We start from the raw sequence: 18,654 nt of genomic DNA, 5'->3' as shown, positions 1-18,654 counted from the left end.
CGGCTAGGCCGGCCGCCGATCCTGGAGCCGCGCCAGGCCCGCCCAGGCGCTTCGGAAGCAGAAGCGCGACGCTGCGTGCCGCCATGGGTTCCTGACTCTCGATGTTGTTATGACGTAGCCTCAGGGCGCGCCCCGCGCGCGCAGCAAAATCATACAACGGCGCATCCGCGGCTTCGCGCGCCGGGATGGCGATGGCGGCGGCAGCCAGGTCGCCGTTTCCGGTATGCCTGGATGACGAAACCGATGCCGTTCCCGCCCCCGGTTGCGGATCCCGGATGCCGCGCCGCCCGGTGGCGGCCGGCCTAGCGGATCCCGGCGCGCAGGAAGGATTGCACGAACTGCCGCTGGAAGAGCAGGAAGGCGATCAACAGGGGAGCGGCCGACAACAGGGTTGCCGCGGTGATGACGGACCAGTCTATGCCCTGGTCGGTGGAGGAAAACACCTGAAGGCCCACCGTCAGCGGCCGTGTATTGACCGAATTGGTGATGATCAGCGGCCACAGGAAGTTATTCCAGTGATAACTGACCGACACCAGGCCGTAGGCGATATAGGTGGGACGGGCCAGCGGCACATACACCTTCATCAGGATCTGCCAGCCGTTGGCGCCTTCCACGCGCGCGGCCTCTTCCAGTTCGCGCGGGATGGTCTTGAAGGTCTGGCGCAGCAGGAAGATGCCGAAGGCGGAGGCGAAATACGGCAGGCCGATGGCGAAGACGGTGTCGCGGATGCCCAGCCACGTCATGGTGCGGTAGTTTTCCACGATCAGCACGTCCGGCATCACCATCAGCTGCAACAGCACCAGCAGGAACAGGGTATCGCGGCCGCGGAACTCGAAGCGCGCGAAGGCATAGCCCGCCAGCGTGGACAGCACCAGTTGCGCGGCCAGCACCATGGTGACCAGGAAGAAAGTATTCAGGAAATAGCGCGGGAAAGGCGCCGCGTCCCAGGCGCGCGCGAAGTTCTCCAGCGTGAGCGGCGCGAACAGGTCGAAGCGGGTGGCGTAGGCGGGCGGATGGATGGCGGCCCAGACGGCATAGAGCAGCGGCAGGATCCACAGGATGCCCAGCAGCCATGCGCCGGCGGTATCCAGCGTGGTGCCCACGCCGGGGAATGCGAAGCCGGCGCGGGCCGGTGTCGCCGGGCTGGAGGCCGCCGCGCGGGCTGCATGGAGAAGAGCCGGGGCGCGCTTCATTGGTAATGCGTCCTTTTGTCCAGCCAGCGGAACTTCAGCAGTGCCGCCAGGCCCAGGACCGCCAGCAGCACCACCGTCAGCGTGGCCGCATAGGCGGTATCCCAGAAACTGAAGCCGACTTGGTAGATGTAGAAAAGCAGCAGGTTGCTGGCGTTGTCCGGACCGCCGCGCGTCATCACCACCACATGGTCGACCAGGCGGAAGGCATTGATCAACGCGTTGATGACGACGAACAGCGTAGTGGGCATGAGCAAGGGCCACAGCACGCGCCAGAAGTACTGCCAGCGCGAAGCGCCCTCCAGCATGGCGGCCTCGCGCAGGGAAGGCGACACGCCTTGCAGTGCCGCCAGATAGAACACCATGAAGAAGCCGGCTTCCTTCCACACGGACACCAGCATCAGCGCCGGCAAGGCGGTTTCGCGCGAACCCAGCCAGTTCACGCCGGGCAAGCCGAAGACCTGCATGACCTGCGCGATCAGGCCGTATTGCGGCGTATAGAAGAACAACCAGATGTTGGCCACGGCCACCATGGGCAGCACCGTGGGCGTGAAATACGACAGGCGCAGGAAGCCCCGCCCCGCCAGCTTGCGGTTGACCCACAAGGCCATGACCAGGGCCAGGGCGACGGACGCCGGCACCGTGCCGAGCGCGAACCACAGGTTGTTCCACAAGGCCTGCCAGAACACCGGGTCGTCGCGCATGGCCTGGTAGTTGTCCAGGCCGACGAATACCGCGGGCCGGCGGCCCTTGGGCGTGGAAAAGAAGCTGTGCCAAAGGGTGGCGACGGCCGGATAGTGCGTGAAAGCCGCCAGCAGCGTCACCGCCGGCAGCAACAGCAGCCAGGCATGCACCGCTTTCATCGTCCGCGCGGACGTGGCGGACGCACGTCGGACCTTGCCGGGGTTGCCGGCCGCGACTGCCTTCATGCCGTCCGCCTTCATGGCATCTCCTTCATGCGCCTGGTCTTCGGTTACCGCCGACCGGCTTGGGGTTTAGCGGTAAGGACGCAGGATACGGTCCGCCTCGCGCTGCGCATCCGTCAAGGCCTGCTGCGCGGGCTTCGCGCCGGTCAGGATGGCCTGCAGCGCATCGTTCAGCACCTTGGTGACGCGCTGGTTCTCGTGCGTGGAGAACTCCGCCACGCTGACCGCCAGCTGGTCGCGCGCCACCGTGGCGGCCGGCACCTCCTGCGCGTACTGCTTCATCTTGGGCGTCTCCCACGCGGCGGGGGTGACGGCCACATAGCCGGTGGCGATGCTCCAGTCGGCGGCACGCTCGGGCGAGGTGGCCCATTGCGCGAATTTCAGCGCGGCCTGCTGCTGCGCCGGCGTGCCGCTCTTGAAGATATAGAAGTTGCCGCCGCCGGTGGGGCTGCCGCCGCGTACCTTCTTGGGCATCATCGCCACGCCGAAGGGGAAGGAGGCGTTGGCGCGGATGTTGGTCAGATTGCCGGTGGTGGTCCAGACGATGGCGGCCTTCTTCTCCAGGAAATCCTTGGGCGTGGTGCCCCAGTCTATGGTGCCGGTGGGCATCACGCCGTGCTTGGCCGCAAGGTCGCGCCAGAACTGCGCGGCCTCGACGACCGCGGGCTTGTCCAGCATGACCTGGTTGCCGGCCTCGTTCATCAGGATGGCGCCATTGGGCGTGGTCAGCGCCTGGAACAGCCAATATGCGAAAGCGCCGCCGGAGGGGATTTCCAGGCCCCACTGCGTCACGTTGCCGGAGGTGTCTTTCCGGGTCAGCCTGGTGGCGGCGTCGACCAGTTCCTGCCACGTGGCGGGCGGGCGCTCGGGATCCAGGCCCGCGGCCTTGAACAGATCCTTGTTGTAGTACATGACGATGGTGGAGCGCTGGAAGGGCACGCCCCATACGTGGCCGCCCGTGCGGCTGTTCTGCATGAAGGCGTCATAGAAACCGCCCAGCCACTGCTTGCCGGCCGCATCGCCGGCCAGACCGTCGATGGGCACGATGGCGTCCTCGTCGATCAGCGTGTACATGTCGGTGGACAGCAGCACGGCCAGTTGCGGCGGCTGGCCGCCCTTCATGGCCGTCAAGACCTTGGCGATGGAGTCCTGGTAGGTACCGGCATAGACGGGCTTGATGTTGATGTCGGGGTTTTCCTTGTGGAAGTCCGCCACCATCGTGTCGATGATCTTGGTGATGGGGCCGCCCACCGCCACGGGGTAATAGAACTCCACGTCCACGGCCGGTGCGGCGTGAACGGGCAGGGAAAACAGCGCGCCGGCCATGACGGCGGCAAGGCTCTTCAATACGGTGCGTCGCATAGTGGCTTCCTGGATGGGGAAAGAGAACGGCGTGGAGCAAGCAGCATGGTGCCGCGGGATCATGACGGCGGCAGGGCACCGCCCTGGGCGTCGAAGAAATGCTGGCGTTCCGGGGCCCAGTCCAGGCACACCCGGTCGCCCGCGGCGACCGTGGCATGGCCCGTCAGGCGCACGGCGATGCCCGCGCTGGCCCCCACCGCGCAGGTGACGATGGAGTCGGCGCCGAAGTACTCGACGCCTTGCACGATCGCGGGACGCCCTTGCGGCGCCAGGCGGATGTGCTCCGGCCGCACGCCCAGCCGCGCCGCGCCCGCCGGCGCGCCCGCCACCGGCGGCTCGCCCGTGCCGGCCAGCACGCGGACGCCGCCCACGGTATCCAGCAGCAGCAGGTTCATGGGCGGCGTGCCGATGAAGCGCGCGGCGAATTCCGTCGCGGGCCGGGCGTACAGCCCATCCGGCGTATCGCGCTGCTCCACCGCGCCGTTGCGCAGCAGCACGATCTGGTCCGCCATGCTCATGGCCTCGGTCTGGTCATGCGTGACGTACACCATGGTCATGCCCAGCTGGCGCTGCAGCGCCCGGATCTCGCGGCGCATGTCGTGCCGCAGCTGTGCGTCCAGATTGGACAGCGGTTCGTCCATCAGGCAGACCGGCGCCTCGGAGATCACGGCGCGGCCCAGCGCGACCCGCTGCTGCTGGCCGCCGGACAGCTGCGCCGGCTTGCGATCCAGCAGTTTTTGCAAGCCCAGCAATTCGGCCACCCGCGCCAGCCGCTGCTCGTAGGCGGCGCGGGGTTCCTTGCGTACCTTCAGGCCGAACAGGATGTTCTCGCGCACGTTCAGGTGCGGGAACAGCGCATACGACTGGAACACCATGGCGATGCGGCGCTGCGCCGGCGGCAGGTGCGTGACGTCGCGGTCGCCGATCAGGATGCGTCCGGACGTCGGCGTATCCAGGCCGGCGATCATGCGCAAGGTGGTCGACTTGCCGCACCCGGACGGTCCCAGCAGGACGGTAAAGCTGCCCGCGGGCACGACCACGCTGACCTCGCGGATCGCGGCGGTGTCGGCATACTGCTTGGTCAATTGTTCGAGAACGATGGCTGCCATGTCCCCTCGGTCCTTGTATGCGGCCGGGCTATTGTGACTGCAAATGAAATCCTTTTCATTGTGCAGTGCGAACATGACGGGACGATGGCATCGGCGCTCATTCGTCGATCAGCGCGCCGCCCTCGTGGAAAGGGTAGGGCCCGGGATAGGCATCGACGTAGGCCAGATGGCTCACCAAGCCGCCGTCGCGCCATTCGTGCAGCATGTAGGCGGGCGGCTCCATCACAAAGGCAGAGGGCGCGTCCTGGCGCAGGTCCAGCGCGACCTGGTGCGCCGGGCTGGGGCAAGTGGAAGCGATGGTGCCCGCGAAGCGGCGGTAGATGCTGCGATGCAGGTGTCCGCAAAGGATGCGTTCGATGTTGCCGTGCCGGCCGACGATGCGGGCCAGTTCCTCCGCCCCCTGCAGCAGGCCGATGGCATCCATATGCCCGATGCCGGTCCGGAAAGGCGGATGGTGCATGACCAGCACCGTGGGCCTGGCCGGCTGCTCGGCCAGCCGGCCGGCCAGCCAGGACAGGCGGCGCTCGCACAGCGCGCCGTGGCTCCGGCCGGGCACCACCGTATCCAGCACCACGATGCGCACCGCGTAGTCGTCGACGACGTATTGCGCATAGCCGTCGCAACCCTGCAGCGAGGGGTGGTCGACGAAGACATCCGCCAGCACGTCGCGGTCGTCATGATTGCCCGGCAGCAGCAGGTAGGGCGCTTCCAGGGCGTCCAGCATGCGCTTGAGGTGGGCGTATTCGGCGGGCCGGCCGAAGTCGACCAGGTCGCCGGAGATCACCACGACGTCCGGCCGGGGACGCCGGGCATTGATCGCCGCGATGGCGGGCGGCAGGAAGGCATCGGTGGCCACGACCCGATAGGCCTTCTGGCCCGGCAGGCGGATGTGAAGATCGCTGAGCTGCGCAATAAGCATGTGCGGATACCGGAGGATTGAACGGATATGGGTGGCGTCAGGCGAAGGGACGCGCCAGGCGCACCGCCACGCGGTCGCCCACGGCGTAGCGGCTGTCGGCGGGCGCCATCACCGGGAAGCCTTGCCCGTCGTCCAGGCGGACTTCGAAGCGGATCGCCGCGCCCAGGAAAAAACGCGCGACGATGCGGGCGCCCATGGCCGTGTCCCGCGCCGGCAGCAATTCGGCCTCGTGCGGGCGGAAGGCAAGCGCCGCACTGCCCGGCACCAGCACGCCGCCATCCAGGCGCCCGTGGATGCGGCACAGCGTGCCCAGGAAGCCGCCGACGAACTCGGTGGCGGGCGCGCGGTACAGCGATTCGGCGGTGCCTGTCTGCTCCAGTCGCCCGGCCGACATCACGGCGATGCGGTCGCCGAGCATCATGGCTTCTTCCTGGTCGTGGGTGACGATCACGGTGGTGATCGCCAGTTCGCGCAGCAATTGGGCCAGTTCCACGCGCAATTGCTCGCGCAGCTTCGCGTCCAGCGCCGTCAGCGGCTCGTCCAGCAGCAGCACGCGCGGCTGGACGGCCAGCGCACGGGCCAGGGCCACGCGCTGGCGCTGGCCGCCGGACAGCTGCCCGATGCGGCGCCCGGCATGGTCGCCCAGCCGCACCAGGTCCAGCATCTGGCGCACGCGGGCATCGCGCGCCGCCGCCGGCATACCGCGCACTCGCAGGCCATAGGCCACATTGCCGGCCACCGTCATGTTGGGAAACAGCGCATAGCTCTGGAATACCACGCCCACGCCACGCGCCTGCGGCGGCTGCGCGGTCACGTCTTCGTCGTCGAAGAAAATGCGGCCGCCCGCATCGGGTGTCTCCAGCCCGCACAACATGCGCAGCAGGGTCGTCTTGCCGCAGCCCGAAGGGCCCAGCAAGGCCAGCGTGGAGCCGCCCGGCACGTTCAAGTCGACGGGATGCAGCGCGCGCGTGCCGTCCGGCCACGTCTTCGCGCATTGCCGCAGGGCGATGGCGACGGCGGGAGTCATGGCGTCTCCCTCGTCGGTAGCCGGGACATGGCGCGCGGGGAAGAAGCGGCGGCGGCGCCCGGCACGGTGGCGCGGCCGGCGAGCCATTGCAGGCCGAGCAGCAGGGGCATGATCATGAGCAGGAATACCAGCGTATAGGCCGAGCCGATTTCCAGCCGCATCGAGGCATAGCTGTCGGCAAGGCCGACCGGCAATGTCTTGGTCAGCGGCGTATGCAGCAGCCAGGTCAGGTTGAATTCGCCCACCGACAGCGTCAGCACCGTCAGGGAACCGGTCAGGATGCCGGGCATGGCGTTGGGCACGACGATATGGAAGAAGCGCTGCGCGCGCGACGCGCCCAGCGTGGCCGCTGCCTGGTCCAGCGCCGCCAGGCCCGCCAGGGCCATGCTGGCCTGGGCGGCGCGCACCATGAAGGGCAGCGTGAACAGCACGTGCCCGATGACGATGAAGGCGACGCTGCCGCGCAGCGCGCCGAACGTGCCCCAGGAAACGATCAACGCCAGCGCGGTGGCAAGCCCCGGCACCGCCACCGGCAGGGTAAGCAGGGCCTCGAACGCGCCGGCCAGGCGGCCCCGGTGCACGGTCAGGGCCCAGGCCGCCGGCACGCCCGCCAGCAGGCAGGCGCACAGCGTGGCGACCGCCACGGCCAGCGAACGCCACACCGTGTCGGCGTACAGATCCCACACCTGCGCCACCCAGCGCAGGGTCAGGCCGCTGGACAGCCCCACGAAAGCGTTGCGTGTCAGGCCCGCCAGCACGGACATGATCACCGGCCCGATGAGGAAAGCCGCGACCGCCAGCGTCGCCAGCAGGCCCAGGCGGGATTCAAGCGTAGAGGGTCGCATACGGGTCTTGCGTCGGAAGGGTGGGCGTCTCGCGGCGGGATGCGGGCGGGCGCATGCGGGCTTCGTTCATGGTGGCCGTGCGCGCTATGCCGCCGCGCCGGCGCGCTCGCCGGACAGGCTGTGCGCCAGATAAAGAATGGCCCACGTCACGCCGCCCAGCACGATGGACAAGGCGGCCGCCACGGGAATGTTGGCGTAATTGGTGAACTCGTTGTAGATGGTCACGGGCAGGACGTCGATCTGGGTGCCAAGGGTGAATACGGTGCCGAACGCGCCCATGCTGGTGGCGAAGCACATGGCGCCGGCCGCCGCCAGCGCGGGCCGCAGGGCCGGCAATTCCACATCGGCGAAACGCCGCCAGGCGCCGGCGCCCAGCGTGCCCGCGGCCTCCAGCATGGCGGTATCGATCTGCGAGGCCGCCGCGGCCACCATGCCTATGGTGCGTGGCAGCGAAAAATACAGATAGCCCAGGAACAGGCCGGCCATGCCGTAGGCGAAAACCAGCGGCTCGCCGGTCAGCCAGCGCGACACGGTGCTGGCCAGGCCCTGGCGTCCCGCCAGCAGGATGATCAGGAAACCCACCACCACGCCCGGAAAGGCCAGCGGGAAAGTCAACATGCCCATCAGCAGCCCGCGGCCCGGGAAACGCGGATGCGCGGCCAGGAACCGGCCCACCGGCAGCGCCACCGCCAGGGTCGCCAGCGACGCCGCCAGGGACAACGCGGCCGTATTGAACAGGCTGCGCCAGTATTGCGCGTGGCCGATCACCGTCCAATAGGCGCTGGCGCCGTCGCGCACGGTGAAGCCCGTCAGGGCAAGCCGCGCCATCGGCAGCAGCCAGAAGGCCAGGAACAGCGCCGCGGCCGGCGCGGCAAAGGGCATCCAGCCGCGGCGCGCCATCAGTTCACTTCCTTGGAATAACGTTCCGAGAAAGCGCGCTGCACCGCCGCCATCTTGGCGTAGTCGACGGTGCCGGCACGCGCGTATTCCGACGCCGACAGGAACTTCTTCTGTGCTTCGGGCGAGACCGCGCTGGCGCGTACCGGACGCAGGTAGGCATTGGCCCAGATCGCCTGTCCCTGGTCGGACAGCGTGAAGTCCAGCACCTTGCGGCCATTGTCGGCGTGCGGCGCGTTGGCCACCAGGCTCATGACGTAGGGCACGGCGATCGTGCCTTCCTTCGGGATGACGAATTGCACATTGGCGCCGTCCTTGTACTTGGCGCGGTAGGCATTGAAGTCGTAGTCGATCAGGATGGGGATCTCGCCGGACAGCACGCGCGCATAGGCGGTCTGCTTGGGCACGATGGGCGCGTTGGCGCGCATCTTCCTGAACCAGTCGATGGCGGGGCCGAAGTCGTCCAGGCTGCCGCCCAGGGCCTGGTTGATGGCCACCGCGCCCACATAGCCGACGAAGGCCGAGGCCGGGTCCAGGTAACCCACCATGCCGCGGTATTCGGGCTTGAGCAGGTCCTGCCACGATTGCGGGACCGGTTTGCCCTGCAGGGCGTCGACGTTGACCATCAGCCCCAGCGTGCCGGAATGGATGGCGAACCACTTGCCGTCCGGATCCTTCATGCCGGCGGGGATGTCGTCCCAATGCGCGGGCTTGTAGGCCTGCACCAGCCCATCCTGCACGGCCTGGATGCCGAAGGTCACGCCCAGGTAGACCACATCGGCCACGGGGTTGGCGCGCTCCGCGGCCATCGACGCCAGCGCCTGGCCGGAATTCTTGTTGTCGCCGGGCACCTGGATGCCGGTCTTTTCCTTGATGGCCTTGAGTTGCGTGCCCCAGTCGGCCCACTCGGGCGGGCAGTTGTAGCAGACGGCGGTCTGCGCCTGCGCGACGGCAAGCGGTCCCGCGGCGCCCAGCAGGCCCAGGGCCAGGACGGCACCGCGCAGGGCCTTGTTCAGCAATTGCGGCATTTCGGCATTCCTTGTTCGGAGGGACGGGAAGAGGCGGCCGCGACGGTGCGGCCGGTGATCAAGCGATGCGGCAGGCGCGGCGATCCGGCGGCGTCGCCGCGCAGGCGTGCCAGGAGCTGGGCACAGGCCTGCGCGCCGATATCGCGGCTGGGCTGTTCGACCGTGGTCAGCGGCGGCACCATCAGCGCCGCGAAGTGCATGCCGTCGAAGCCGCATACCGAAACGTCCTCGGGCACGCGCATACCCAGGCCGCGCAGCGCCGAAATGACGGACGCCGCGAGCAGGTCGTTGGAACAGAACAGGGCGGTAGGGGCCGGACGTCGCCGCAGGGCCTGGCGCAGCACGTCGGCATTCGCCGCCGTATGCAAGGGCATCGGCAGATGCAGGGGCTCGGGCAGGCCCAGCTCGCGCGCGCAGGCCCGCGCGCCCTGCAGGCGGCGGCGCGCGCGGTCGGAAGCCGACAGGGGCCCGGTCACCAGCGCGATGCGTGCATGGCCCTGCCCGGCCAGCCAGCGCACCATATCGCCGGCGGCGGCCATGTTGTCCACGGATACGGACGGATGGGATGGCGATTCGTTATAGACCAGCACATAAGGCAGGCCCTCGCGCGCCAGGTCGCGCAAGGTGGCGCTGCGCGCCGCGTTGCCCACCGTCAGCAGCAGGCCTTCCACCTGATGGTCCAGCAGACTGCGCACGGCGGCCGCTTCGCGTTCCACGTCGTAGCCGGTGGTGGTCACCATGATGCTGTAGCCATTGGCATGGGCCCACGCTTCGGCGCCTTCGAAGCACTCGGCGAACACGGGATTGCACAGCGTGGGCAGGGCCATGCCCAGGGTGCGGGTGTTGCCCGACCGCAGGCTGCTGCCGACCCGGTTGGGGCGGAAGCCATGCTCGCGCGCGACCGTCTCGATGCGCTGCAAGGTATCGGCACGCAAGAGCTCCGGGCGATTGAAGGCACGCGACACGGTCGCGGGTGACACACCGGCGTCACGCGCGATATCCAGAATCGAGGGCCGGTGCAGGGGTTTGCTGGCCACGGGCGGCGGGTCTCTGCTTGTTGAAATCGTTTTCACTTTACGCACCGCGCATGACAGCCATATTGCAGTGCAGCGTCGCGCACAAGGGGCGCCACCGTTCAGCTTCCTGGAAGCATCGGCGCCCTTTGCGGCGCTTTTTGGGGGAATACACGTATGGCCTCGGGCGCGAGGGCTGGCACAATGGGTGCTGAAGAGAAGACGGCGCCACGCGCCACGGGGGCGCGGGACCGACGGCGATGCCATGCCCCTCTGGACACGGATGGCATACGCTGGGGAAGTGATTGAATGGCTATCGTTTTGAATCGTTTGACGGTGCTCGATGCCGTCCGGATGTTGCAGCGGCGTGAATTGTCCGCGGTACAACTGATGCGCGCCTGCTTCGCGCGCATCGAACAGCGCGAAGACAGCGTGCATGCGTGGGCCGCGCTGGACAAGGATGCGGCCCTGGCCCATGCGCAGGCCCTGGATAACGGGCCGATCACCGGGCCTTTGCATGGCCTGCCCTTCGGCGTCAAGGATGTCTTCGATACGCAGGATCTGCCCACGACCTACGGATCGCCGATCTATCGCGACCACCGTCCCGACACGGACGCTGCCGCCGTGACGCGCTGCCGCCAGGCCGGCGCGCTGGTGGCGGGCAAGACGGTCAGCACGGAATTCGCCACGTTCAAGGCGCCGCCCACCCGCAATCCCCACAACACCGCCTATACGCCCGGCGGCTCGTCCAGCGGCTCGGCCGCCGCCGTGGCCGACTGCATGGTGCCCTTTGCCCTGGGCACCCAGACCGCGGCATCCATCATCCGCCCGGCGGCGTATTGCGGCGTGGTCGGGTTCAAGCCGACGTTCGGCGCCATCCCCCGCGAGGGCGTCAAGGTCCTGGCGCCTTCGCTGGACACGGTGGGCTGTTTCACCCGTACGGTGGACGATGCCGCGCTGGTCGCGTCCGTACTGATGGACAAGGCCGAGCTGCGCCGGCTGGACTATGACGGTCCGCCGCGCATCGGTATCTATCGCACGCCCCAGTGGCGCCACACGCTGCCGGAAACGCGCGACGCGATGGCCCACGCCATCGAAACGCTGGCGCGCGCCAAGGCCGTGGTGCAGGAAGTCGACCTGCTACCGGAATGCTGCTCGCTGGTGCAACTGCAATCGGACATCATGGCCTACGAGGCCGCCCGCTCGCTTGCCGCGGAACGCGAAAGCCACGCCAGCCAGATCAGCGCGGGATTGCAGGCCTTGCTGCAGGGCGGCGATACCATCGACGAGGCCAGGCACCAGGCCAACCTGCGGCGAGCGCAGGATCTGTACGGCCGGCTCGGCGCCTGGTTCGACCGCTTCGACGTCCTGCTGACGCCCAGCGCCCCGGGCGAGGCGCCCTTCGCCGATCAGGGCACGGGCGACCCGCTGTTCGGCCGGGTCTGGACCATGTTCGGATTGCCCAGCGTGCACCTGCCCTTCATGAACGGGCCGCATGGCTTGCCGGTGGGCTTGCAGGCCGTGGGCCCGCGAGGCCATGACCACCGGCTGCTCTGCATCGCCAAATGGATGCACGACAAGCTGCGGCCGCAGGCCTGAAGCGGCGATGCTGGCGGCCTTGGCAGCCGCGCTCCGCGCAGGCTGGCGTGCCGTACCCGCACAGGATCCGCGTATCGTTCGCGCCGTTGCGGCGCGTGGCGGCGGTTTTGCTCAATAGCCGACCGTCAAGGCCGGCAGGTCCACGGTGATGCGCGAACGTCCCAGCGCCAGCGCGGCGTAGTGCGCGAATTCCTGCGCCTTGCCGGCATCCGCCGCCAGCAGGTCATAACCCAGGGCGTCGGCCACGCCCAGGATCTTGTCCAGCAGCAGGACCTTGCCGCTGGGGCGCAGCGGCTCGCAGCCGAACGACTCCCAATTCCGGTCGAACCAATCGCGCGCGCGGGCCGCGGCGTCCGGCGTCGGGTCCACCTGCGTGACCAGGTGCACGGCCCGGCGGGCGTCGTACAGGATGGAGACGTCTGCGCGCATGGGGTTTCCTCGTGCCGCGTGCGCGGCGATAGGCTGCATCGGTTGCGGCGCGGCGTGGCCGCCGGATACGTCGCGGCGGCCTGGCGCATCACCAGGCGGAAGCCGCTTCCCAGGTGACGTTGACGCCCTTGGCGCGGGCCTTCTTCATCAGGTCCAGCAGCGGAAATGCGCGCTGCTGCAGGCCGACGGTTCTTGCCATCGGGTGCACCGGCGGCGCATCCGGATCCTGGTCCTGCTCGCGCGGCTGTTCAGGCGCCAGGGCCACCGCCTTTTCGATACCGGCGATGGCCTGGTCCAGTTGCTCGGGCGTAAAGACGCCCCTTTCCGGGAACGCGTCGGGCAGGGACTTTCCCGCGGCGCGCAGCAAGGGCGCGGCGTGATCCGAAAGCATGAGGACTTCCGAGCCGGCTTTGGAGCGGAACGTGATCAGCATGATGTGATTCCAGGGTCTTCCACTAGAGACGAATTCATACACTACCCCAACGCGGCAAGACTGCCAATCGCATGCTGGACGCAGTTCGTCGGCGGGCGGCGCATGGTGCGCCGCCGCTTGCGTCCACGGAGGACAAGGCATGCGGTGCGTGAAGCAGCAGGCCGCCGCGCGCGGCACGCTTCGATGGGTACTATGCGCGCTCGCCGCGGCGTGGCTGGCCTGCGCCGCCGCGATGGCGCACGGCGCCCAGGAAGGCCACTGCGCAGCCTCGCGCCTGGGCCACCCCTGCCCATCCGGCGACACGGCCGGCCAAGGGCCGGCCACGCCCGTGCTGAACCTGGGCGCGGGCAATCCCATCCATCTGGCCACGGGCAACAAGTACCAGCGCGAAGTCGATCTGCCGGGTCCGGGCACGCACGTCGGCCTGGAGATCGTGCGGCACTACAACGCAATGGAGCCGCGCGCGGGACCGCTGGGACGCGGCTGGACGCTGTCCTACGACACGCGCCTGCACGCGGGACGGGCGGATGGCCTGGTGCAGATCGCGCAAGCGGACGGCAGCCGCGCGGACTTCCGCTGCGGCGCGGCCTGCCTGCCGGCCGGCGATGCGCGGGGACGCCTGGAACGCGTGCGGCACGCCGCGGGCGCGGACGCGGAAACGCCTTCCGAGGCGCTTCGGTCCGCCAAGGCGGCGGCAGGCGGCGCCCCGGCGCGGACCGCGGTCGCCGTCCATTGGCGTTGGCATTGGCCCGATGGCCGCACGCTGGAATTCGATGCGCGGGGATGGCTGGCGCATATCGCCGACGCCGCCGGACATCATGTGCGTATCCTGCGCGACACCGCCGCGCATGGGGCCGGCGCCATCGTCGAGGTCGTGGACGAACGCGGCGATGCGCTGCGTTTCACGCACGAGACCGGCGCCGCCGGCGCGCGGCTGGCGCGCATCGACACGCCCTATGGCAGCTATGTGTACAGCCACGATGTCCCCTCGGCGCCGGACACCGGCGGCGCATCCCCCGCCCGCCATCCCGGCGTCGCCGCCCAGCCGGGCGGCCGCGCGTACCGCCTCCTCGCCGTCGCGCATCCCGCGGGATGGCGACGCGAATACCTTTATGAAGCCCCGTTGCAGGCCGGCCATCCCTATCTGCTCACGGGCATGGCGTGGCGCGCGGCGCCGCACGCAGCCCCGCTGCGCACGCACAGCTGGGCCTACGACGCGCGCGGCCGGGCGGTGCTGTCCACGCACGGGGACCCCGCGTCGCCGCGGGATCGCGTGGAGATCGCCTATCTGTCCACGCCCTCGCCCGGCGGGGGCCTGACGCGCGTGCGCAGCCGCGCCGGCTCGACGGACTTCCATATCGTCGTGCGGGGCGGACGGCCCGTGTTGCTGCGCGTGGAGGGCGACGGCTGCCCCGGCTGCGCGGCGGCGGGCCTGCGGGCGGACTACGACGCGCGCGGGCGCCTGATACGGCTCGATGGCCTGCATCTGGCGCGCGATGCCAACGGCGGCCTGCTGGGCCTGCGCGACGCGGGTTCGGGATGGCCGGGCCTGTCGCTGTCTTTCGACGCCTTGCGTCCGCGCGGCCCGCTGCTTGCCTGGTCGTCCGACGCCACGGGACGCGAGACGCGGCGCCGCGACGCGGCCGGACGCGTCATGGAACGGCGCTATGCCAACGGCGATGTCTGGCGCCATGCCTACGACGATGCGGGGCGGCCGGTGGAAATCATCATGCGTTCGGCGGACGCCGCCTTGCGCAGCGCGATCGCCTGGAAGGGCGACAGGCCCGTGCGCATCGATCATCCGCACGAACGCGAAAGCCGCCGCCACGATGCGCGCGGACGCCTGCTCTCGCGCACGGTGCATCGCCCCGCGCTGGAACGAGGCGACAGGCCCTACGCCTATCGCGAAAGCCATGCCTGGGACGACCAGGGCCGCCTGGTCCGGCACGATCTGCCGGAAGGCGGCCGGCTGACGTACGACTACGATGCCGATGGCCGCATCGCGCGCATCGCCTGGCAGCACGGACAGCTGCGCCAGGAGTTGCTGCGCGCCGCGCCGGGCGGCGGCTATCTGCATGCCAATGGCCTGCGCACCCGCGGCCTGCTGCGTGGCGGCCATCTCGATACGCTGGCGGTGGACGACCCCGCCGCGCCGGGCCGCGCCCCCATTCTGCTGCAGCGCCTGCGCCACGACGCGGCGGGCCGCATCGCCGGCGAAATCCTGCGCATCGGCGAATGGCAAGGCGCGTACGCCTACGGCCATGACGATCACGGGCGGCTCGCCGCGGCCACCGCCACGCTGCGCCGCCACGAGGCCCGGCGCGCGATGGAGCAGGCATGGCGATATGCCTGGACCGCGGCCGGCGATTCCGCCGCCCTCCAGGCGGATGACGCGACGCTGGTCCATCGACCGGGGCGGGACGCCAGCGGACTGCCCGTCGAGTACGACGGACTGCGGCTGCGCTACGGTCCCGATAGAAGGCTTTGGACCGTCATGCGCGGCGGCAGGGAACTCGCGCGCTATACGCACAACGCCTACGGCGAACGCATCCGCCGCCGCGCCGGCGGCCGCGCCCAGGACTATCTGTACGCCTTCAACCGGCTCGCGGCCATCGCCGACGCGCTGCCCGCGGGGGGCATGGGCGTCACCCACCGCTTCGTCCATGCGGGCTGGGTGCCGGTGGCGATGATCAGCTACCCCAGGCCACGACCACTGCAAAATGGCCGCGGCCCGTCGCCGATGCCGGTGTTCCACGCCATCCATGCCGACGCCATCGGCATGCCGCACGCCGTCACGGACCAGGCCGGGCAGCTGCGCTGGCGCGCCCTGTGGTCGCCGACCGGCGCGGCCATCGAGATCGGCGGGGATCTGTCCATGCCATTGCGCCAGCCGGGCCACATCCACGATCCCGCCACCGGCCTGCACGACAACTATCTGCGCACCTACGACCCGCGGGCGGGGCACTACCTGGAACCCGACCCCGCCGGCCCCATGCCGCACACCCAGGCGTACGGTTATGCCGATCAGCAGCCGCGCCGCCATATCGATCCGCACGGCCTGTTGCTGTTCGCGTTCGACGGCACCAATCGCGACCGCGAGGCCCGCACCAACGTCGCGCTGATGAGCGACTGGTATGCGGACGGCACGGCCTTCTATCACCGCGGCCCGGGCTTCGCGTCGCCCCGCATGGTGGATGCCGCCACCGGCGGTTCCTCTCCCGCCATCCTGGAAACGCAATGGCGCGCGCTGCTGCGCGAAATCGCGGCCCGCGGCACCGCCGGCACGGTTGCCATCGACCTGCTGGGCTACTCGCGCGGGGCGGCGCTTGCCATGCATTTCGGCAACATGATCGCCGACCGCCATCGGGCCGGCCGCTTCTGGACCCGCGATCCCGCCATGGGCACGGTCACCGCCTGCGCGGACCTGCGCTTCATGGGGCTGTTCGACACGGTCGCGCAATTCGGCGTGCTGGGGTCGCGCAACGCCGACTACAACCTGGCCGCATCGGCCGAATGGCGCTGGATCGCGCACGCCGTCGCGCTGCACGAACGCCGCGGGCTATTCCCCCTGACCGTGCCGCCCGAAACGGGCCGCAACGTGATCACGGCGCCGTTCATCGGCGCGCACGGCGACATCGGCGGCGGCTATCTGCCGCATCCCGCCGACCCGGAGCGCGCGCGGCCGGGCGGCGATCTTTCGGATGTCGCGCTGGCGTGGATGCTCAAGCAGGCGGAGCACGCCGGCGCCGCGTTCCTTCCGCCGCCCGCGGCGTTCCAGCGCGTCGACAATCCGGTGCTGCATGACGAACGCGGCCCGCGCGCCCGCCGCGCGGACGGCGACCGCGCGGTGCTGGAAGGCGGCGGCGATACCTTGCTGGCGGCGCAGGGAGACCACGCGCGCTACGGCGATGCGGCGCGCGCCGATGTGGAAGCCTTCATCCAGCGCGTACAGGACTGGACCGAGCGGGACGATGCCGCGATAGGCACCGTGGACATGGACGGCTATCGCGGCTGGCTGCGCCGTACGCTGGGCCTGGACGCCTTGCCCCCTGGCGCACAGGCCGCCCCGGTGCCGCGCGCGGCGGACGGCGGACCCGGCGCGACGGGCGGCCGCGCGCTAAATCACGGTATCATCCCGTAATTCGCGGGACCGCGTCCCGTCGCCTGTTTTCCCGTCTTTTCCGAGTCCCCATGCTCCCCGAGCAACAGCACCTTCTTGTCTCCCTGCTGCAAGACGCCGTCGGCACCCTGCTGCCGGAGGCGCGGCCCACCATCCTGCTCGAACGCCCCAAGGTCGCCGCCCATGGCGACGTGGCTACCAATGTCGCCATGCAGGTCGCCAAGGCGGCCAGGCGCAATCCGCGCGAGCTGGCGCAGGGCATCGTCGATGCGCTGGCCGCCGACGCCCGCGCGCGGCCGATCGTGGAAGCGGCGGAAGTCGCCGGGCCCGGATTCATCAACATCCGCATCACCGCGAACGCGCGCCAGGCCGTCCTGGCCGCCATCGCCCAGCAGGGCCAGGCCTACGGCCGTGCGGCCCGCAACGGCCAGAAGGTACTGGTCGAATTCGTCTCCGCCAATCCCACCGGCCCGCTGCACGTGGGCCATGCGCGCCAGGCCGCGCTGGGCGATGCCATCTGCCGGCTCTACGATGCCGCCGGCCATGACGTCACGCGCGAGTTCTACTACAACGACGCGGGCAACCAGATCCACAACCTGGCCATCAGCGTCCAGGCTCGCGCCAAGGGCGTAGGGCCGGATGCGGCCGAGTGGCCGGAAGACGGCTACAAGGGCGAATACATCGTCGACATCGCCAAGGACTTCATGGCCGGCGCCTCCGTGCGCGCCGCCGATGGCGAAGAAACCGTCGCCACGGGCAACGTCGACAATCTCGAGGACATCCGCCGCTTCGCCGTGGCCTACCTGCGCCGCGAGCAGGACCGCGACCTGCAGGCCTTCGACCTGACGTTCGACAACTTCTTCCTGGAAAGCTCGCTGTACACCAGCGGCCGGGTCGAACAGACCGTGGACAAGCTCGTCGCCAGCGGCCACACCTACGAGCAGGACGGCGCGCTGTGGCTGCGCACCACGGAACTCGGCACCGGCGACGACAAGGACCGCGTCATGCGCAAGCGCGAAGGGGGCTATACCTACTTCGTGCCGGACGTGGCCTACCACGTCAACAAATGGGAACGGGGCTTCCACCGCGCCGTCAATATCCAGGGCAGCGACCACCACGGTACCGTGGCGCGCGTGCGCGCCGGCCTGCAGGCGCTGGACCTGGGCATTCCCAAGGACTATCCGGCCTACGTGCTGCACAAGATGGTCAAGGTGATGCGCGGCGGCGAAGAGGTCAAGATATCCAAGCGCGCCGGCAGCTACGTCACCATGCGCGACCTCATCGACTGGGTGGGGCGCGACGCGGTGCGCTACTTCCTGATCCAGCGGCGCGCGGACACGGAATTCGTGTTCGACGTCGACCTGGCGCTGTCGCAAAGCGACGAAAACCCCGTCTATTACATCCAGTATGCGCATGCGCGCATCTGCTCCATGGTCGGACAGTCGGGCGAGACCGCGCAGGACATCGCCGCCGCGGACATCGCCCGCCTGACCGCGCCGACGGAATTCGCGCTGATGCAGCGGCTGGCCGAGTTTCCCAACGTCATCCAGCTGGCCGCCCAGGAACTGGCGCCGCACCACGTGGCGTTCTGGCTGCGCGACTGCGCCGCCGACTTCCACGCCTGGTACAACGCCGAACGCGTGCTGGTGGACGATGTCGCCCTGAAACGCGCCCGTCTGCGCCTGGCCGCGGCTACCCGGCAAGTGGTGGCCAATGGGCTGGCGCTGCTGGGCGTTACCGCGCCCGAGCGCATGTAG

General features: G+C 69.4%; 15 protein-coding genes. 3 read left to right on the top strand and 12 right to left on the bottom strand.

All coding sequences use genetic code 11. The features are described 5' to 3' along the window. Nucleotides 1–302: 302 nt before the first annotated feature. The 10 genes from BAU06_RS00630 to BAU06_RS00585 all read right to left on the bottom strand — a co-directional run bounded on the left by BAU06_RS00630 (nucleotide 303) and on the right by BAU06_RS00585 (nucleotide 10,340). Nucleotides 303–1,103, bottom strand: coding sequence for a carbohydrate ABC transporter permease (locus BAU06_RS00630; protein ID WP_066342871.1), 801 nt, complete (start codon nucleotides 1,101–1,103; stop codon nucleotides 303–305). 86 nt (nucleotides 1,104–1,189) lie between these two features. After that, entirely contained in the window at nucleotides 1,190–2,053 is an 864-nt protein-coding gene (locus tag BAU06_RS00625) for a carbohydrate ABC transporter permease (RefSeq protein ID WP_066357606.1), read from the bottom strand. 132 nt (nucleotides 2,054–2,185) lie between these two features. Then, nucleotides 2,186–3,478, bottom strand: coding sequence for an ABC transporter substrate-binding protein (locus tag BAU06_RS00620; protein WP_066342870.1), 1,293 nt, complete (start codon nucleotides 3,476–3,478; stop codon nucleotides 2,186–2,188). 59 nt (nucleotides 3,479–3,537) lie between these two features. Continuing rightward, the gene (locus BAU06_RS00615; protein ID WP_066357604.1) at nucleotides 3,538–4,587 is read right to left on the bottom strand and encodes an ABC transporter ATP-binding protein; all 1,050 of its coding nucleotides are present in this window, start codon (nucleotides 4,585–4,587) and stop codon (nucleotides 3,538–3,540) included. A 97-nt stretch (nucleotides 4,588–4,684) separates the two neighbouring features. Beyond that, nucleotides 4,685–5,506 carry a phosphodiesterase gene (locus BAU06_RS00610; RefSeq protein ID WP_066342868.1) on the bottom strand — a complete coding sequence of 274 codons (822 nt, stop codon included), beginning with the start codon at nucleotides 5,504–5,506 and terminating at the stop codon, nucleotides 4,685–4,687. A gap of 37 nt (nucleotides 5,507–5,543) precedes the next feature. Continuing rightward, a complete protein-coding gene (locus BAU06_RS00605; RefSeq protein ID WP_066342852.1) occupies nucleotides 5,544–6,533 on the bottom strand; it encodes an ABC transporter ATP-binding protein in 990 nt (329 codons plus the stop codon). After that, nucleotides 6,530–7,378, bottom strand: a complete 849-nt coding sequence (locus BAU06_RS00600) for an ABC transporter permease (RefSeq protein ID WP_066342844.1) — start codon at nucleotides 7,376–7,378, stop codon at nucleotides 6,530–6,532. The genes BAU06_RS00605 and BAU06_RS00600 overlap by 4 nt, the downstream gene beginning before the upstream one ends. Before the next feature lie 84 nt (nucleotides 7,379–7,462). Then, nucleotides 7,463–8,278: an ABC transporter permease subunit gene (locus BAU06_RS00595; RefSeq protein WP_066342838.1), complete on the bottom strand. Its 816-nt coding sequence runs from the start codon at nucleotides 8,276–8,278 to the stop codon at nucleotides 7,463–7,465. Next, complete coding sequence (locus tag BAU06_RS00590) at nucleotides 8,278–9,303, bottom strand: ABC transporter substrate-binding protein (protein ID WP_066342819.1); 1,026 nt, start codon at nucleotides 9,301–9,303, stop codon at nucleotides 8,278–8,280. Before BAU06_RS00590 ends, BAU06_RS00595 begins: the two co-directional genes overlap by 1 nt. Further along, complete coding sequence (locus tag BAU06_RS00585) at nucleotides 9,288–10,340, bottom strand: LacI family DNA-binding transcriptional regulator (protein WP_066342818.1); 1,053 nt, start codon at nucleotides 10,338–10,340, stop codon at nucleotides 9,288–9,290. Before BAU06_RS00585 ends, BAU06_RS00590 begins: the two co-directional genes overlap by 16 nt. A 285-nt stretch (nucleotides 10,341–10,625) precedes the next feature. Here BAU06_RS00585 and BAU06_RS00580 point away from each other — a divergent pair, with 285 nt between their 5' ends. After that, entirely contained in the window at nucleotides 10,626–11,915 is a 1,290-nt protein-coding gene (locus tag BAU06_RS00580; RefSeq protein ID WP_066342815.1) for an amidase, read from the top strand. 111 nt (nucleotides 11,916–12,026) lie between these two features. On the opposite strand, the gene BAU06_RS00575 is transcribed toward BAU06_RS00580, so the two are convergent. Together BAU06_RS00575 and BAU06_RS00570 are read right to left on the bottom strand one after the other, a co-directional pair. Beyond that, complete coding sequence (locus tag BAU06_RS00575; protein WP_066342814.1) at nucleotides 12,027–12,344, bottom strand: hypothetical protein; 318 nt, start codon at nucleotides 12,342–12,344, stop codon at nucleotides 12,027–12,029. A gap of 88 nt (nucleotides 12,345–12,432) precedes the next feature. Then, on the bottom strand, nucleotides 12,433–12,777 hold the full coding sequence (locus BAU06_RS00570) for a DUF1840 domain-containing protein (protein ID WP_066342805.1): 345 nt from the start codon (nucleotides 12,775–12,777) through the stop codon (nucleotides 12,433–12,435). A gap of 139 nt (nucleotides 12,778–12,916) precedes the next feature. Here BAU06_RS00570 and BAU06_RS00565 point away from each other — a divergent pair, with 139 nt between their 5' ends. Then, nucleotides 12,917–16,918 (top strand): DUF6531 domain-containing protein, encoded by a 4,002-nt coding sequence (locus BAU06_RS00565; RefSeq protein ID WP_066342802.1) that lies wholly within the window; start codon nucleotides 12,917–12,919, stop codon nucleotides 16,916–16,918. 50 nt (nucleotides 16,919–16,968) lie between these two features. Further along, on the top strand, nucleotides 16,969–18,654 hold the full coding sequence (argS, locus tag BAU06_RS00560) for an arginine--tRNA ligase (RefSeq protein WP_066342799.1): 1,686 nt from the start codon (nucleotides 16,969–16,971) through the stop codon (nucleotides 18,652–18,654).

The sequence above is a fragment of the Bordetella bronchialis genome (assembly GCF_001676705.1).
Classification (GTDB): domain Bacteria; phylum Pseudomonadota; class Gammaproteobacteria; order Burkholderiales; family Burkholderiaceae_B; genus Bordetella_C; species Bordetella_C bronchialis.
Note: the sequence above shows the minus strand (reverse complement) of the source record. Positions and strands in the feature narration are given on the sequence as shown.

What these genes read in the sequence shown, in the direction of transcription:
- BAU06_RS00620 (WP_066342870.1), bottom strand. Translation starts at nt 3,478, where the DNA reads ATGCGACGCACCGTATTGAAGAGCCTTGCCGCCGTCATGGCCGGCGCG.
- BAU06_RS00625 (WP_066357606.1), bottom strand. Translation starts at nt 2,053, where the DNA reads ATGAAAGCGGTGCATGCCTGGCTGCTGTTGCTGCCGGCGGTGACGCTG.
- BAU06_RS00580 (WP_066342815.1), top strand. Translation starts at nt 10,626, where the DNA reads ATGGCTATCGTTTTGAATCGTTTGACGGTGCTCGATGCCGTCCGGATG.
- BAU06_RS00605 (WP_066342852.1), bottom strand. Translation starts at nt 6,533, where the DNA reads ATGACTCCCGCCGTCGCCATCGCCCTGCGGCAATGCGCGAAGACGTGG.
- BAU06_RS00600 (WP_066342844.1), bottom strand. Translation starts at nt 7,378, where the DNA reads ATGCGACCCTCTACGCTTGAATCCCGCCTGGGCCTGCTGGCGACGCTG.
- BAU06_RS00575 (WP_066342814.1), bottom strand. Translation starts at nt 12,344, where the DNA reads ATGCGCGCAGACGTCTCCATCCTGTACGACGCCCGCCGGGCCGTGCAC.
- BAU06_RS00565 (WP_066342802.1), top strand. Translation starts at nt 12,917, where the DNA reads ATGCGGTGCGTGAAGCAGCAGGCCGCCGCGCGCGGCACGCTTCGATGG.
- BAU06_RS00570 (WP_066342805.1), bottom strand. Translation starts at nt 12,777, where the DNA reads ATGCTGATCACGTTCCGCTCCAAAGCCGGCTCGGAAGTCCTCATGCTT.
- BAU06_RS00595 (WP_066342838.1), bottom strand. Translation starts at nt 8,278, where the DNA reads ATGGCGCGCCGCGGCTGGATGCCCTTTGCCGCGCCGGCCGCGGCGCTG.
- BAU06_RS00615 (WP_066357604.1), bottom strand. Translation starts at nt 4,587, where the DNA reads ATGGCAGCCATCGTTCTCGAACAATTGACCAAGCAGTATGCCGACACC.
- argS (WP_066342799.1), top strand. Translation starts at nt 16,969, where the DNA reads ATGCTCCCCGAGCAACAGCACCTTCTTGTCTCCCTGCTGCAAGACGCC.
- BAU06_RS00610 (WP_066342868.1), bottom strand. Translation starts at nt 5,506, where the DNA reads ATGCTTATTGCGCAGCTCAGCGATCTTCACATCCGCCTGCCGGGCCAG.
- BAU06_RS00590 (WP_066342819.1), bottom strand. Translation starts at nt 9,303, where the DNA reads ATGCCGCAATTGCTGAACAAGGCCCTGCGCGGTGCCGTCCTGGCCCTG.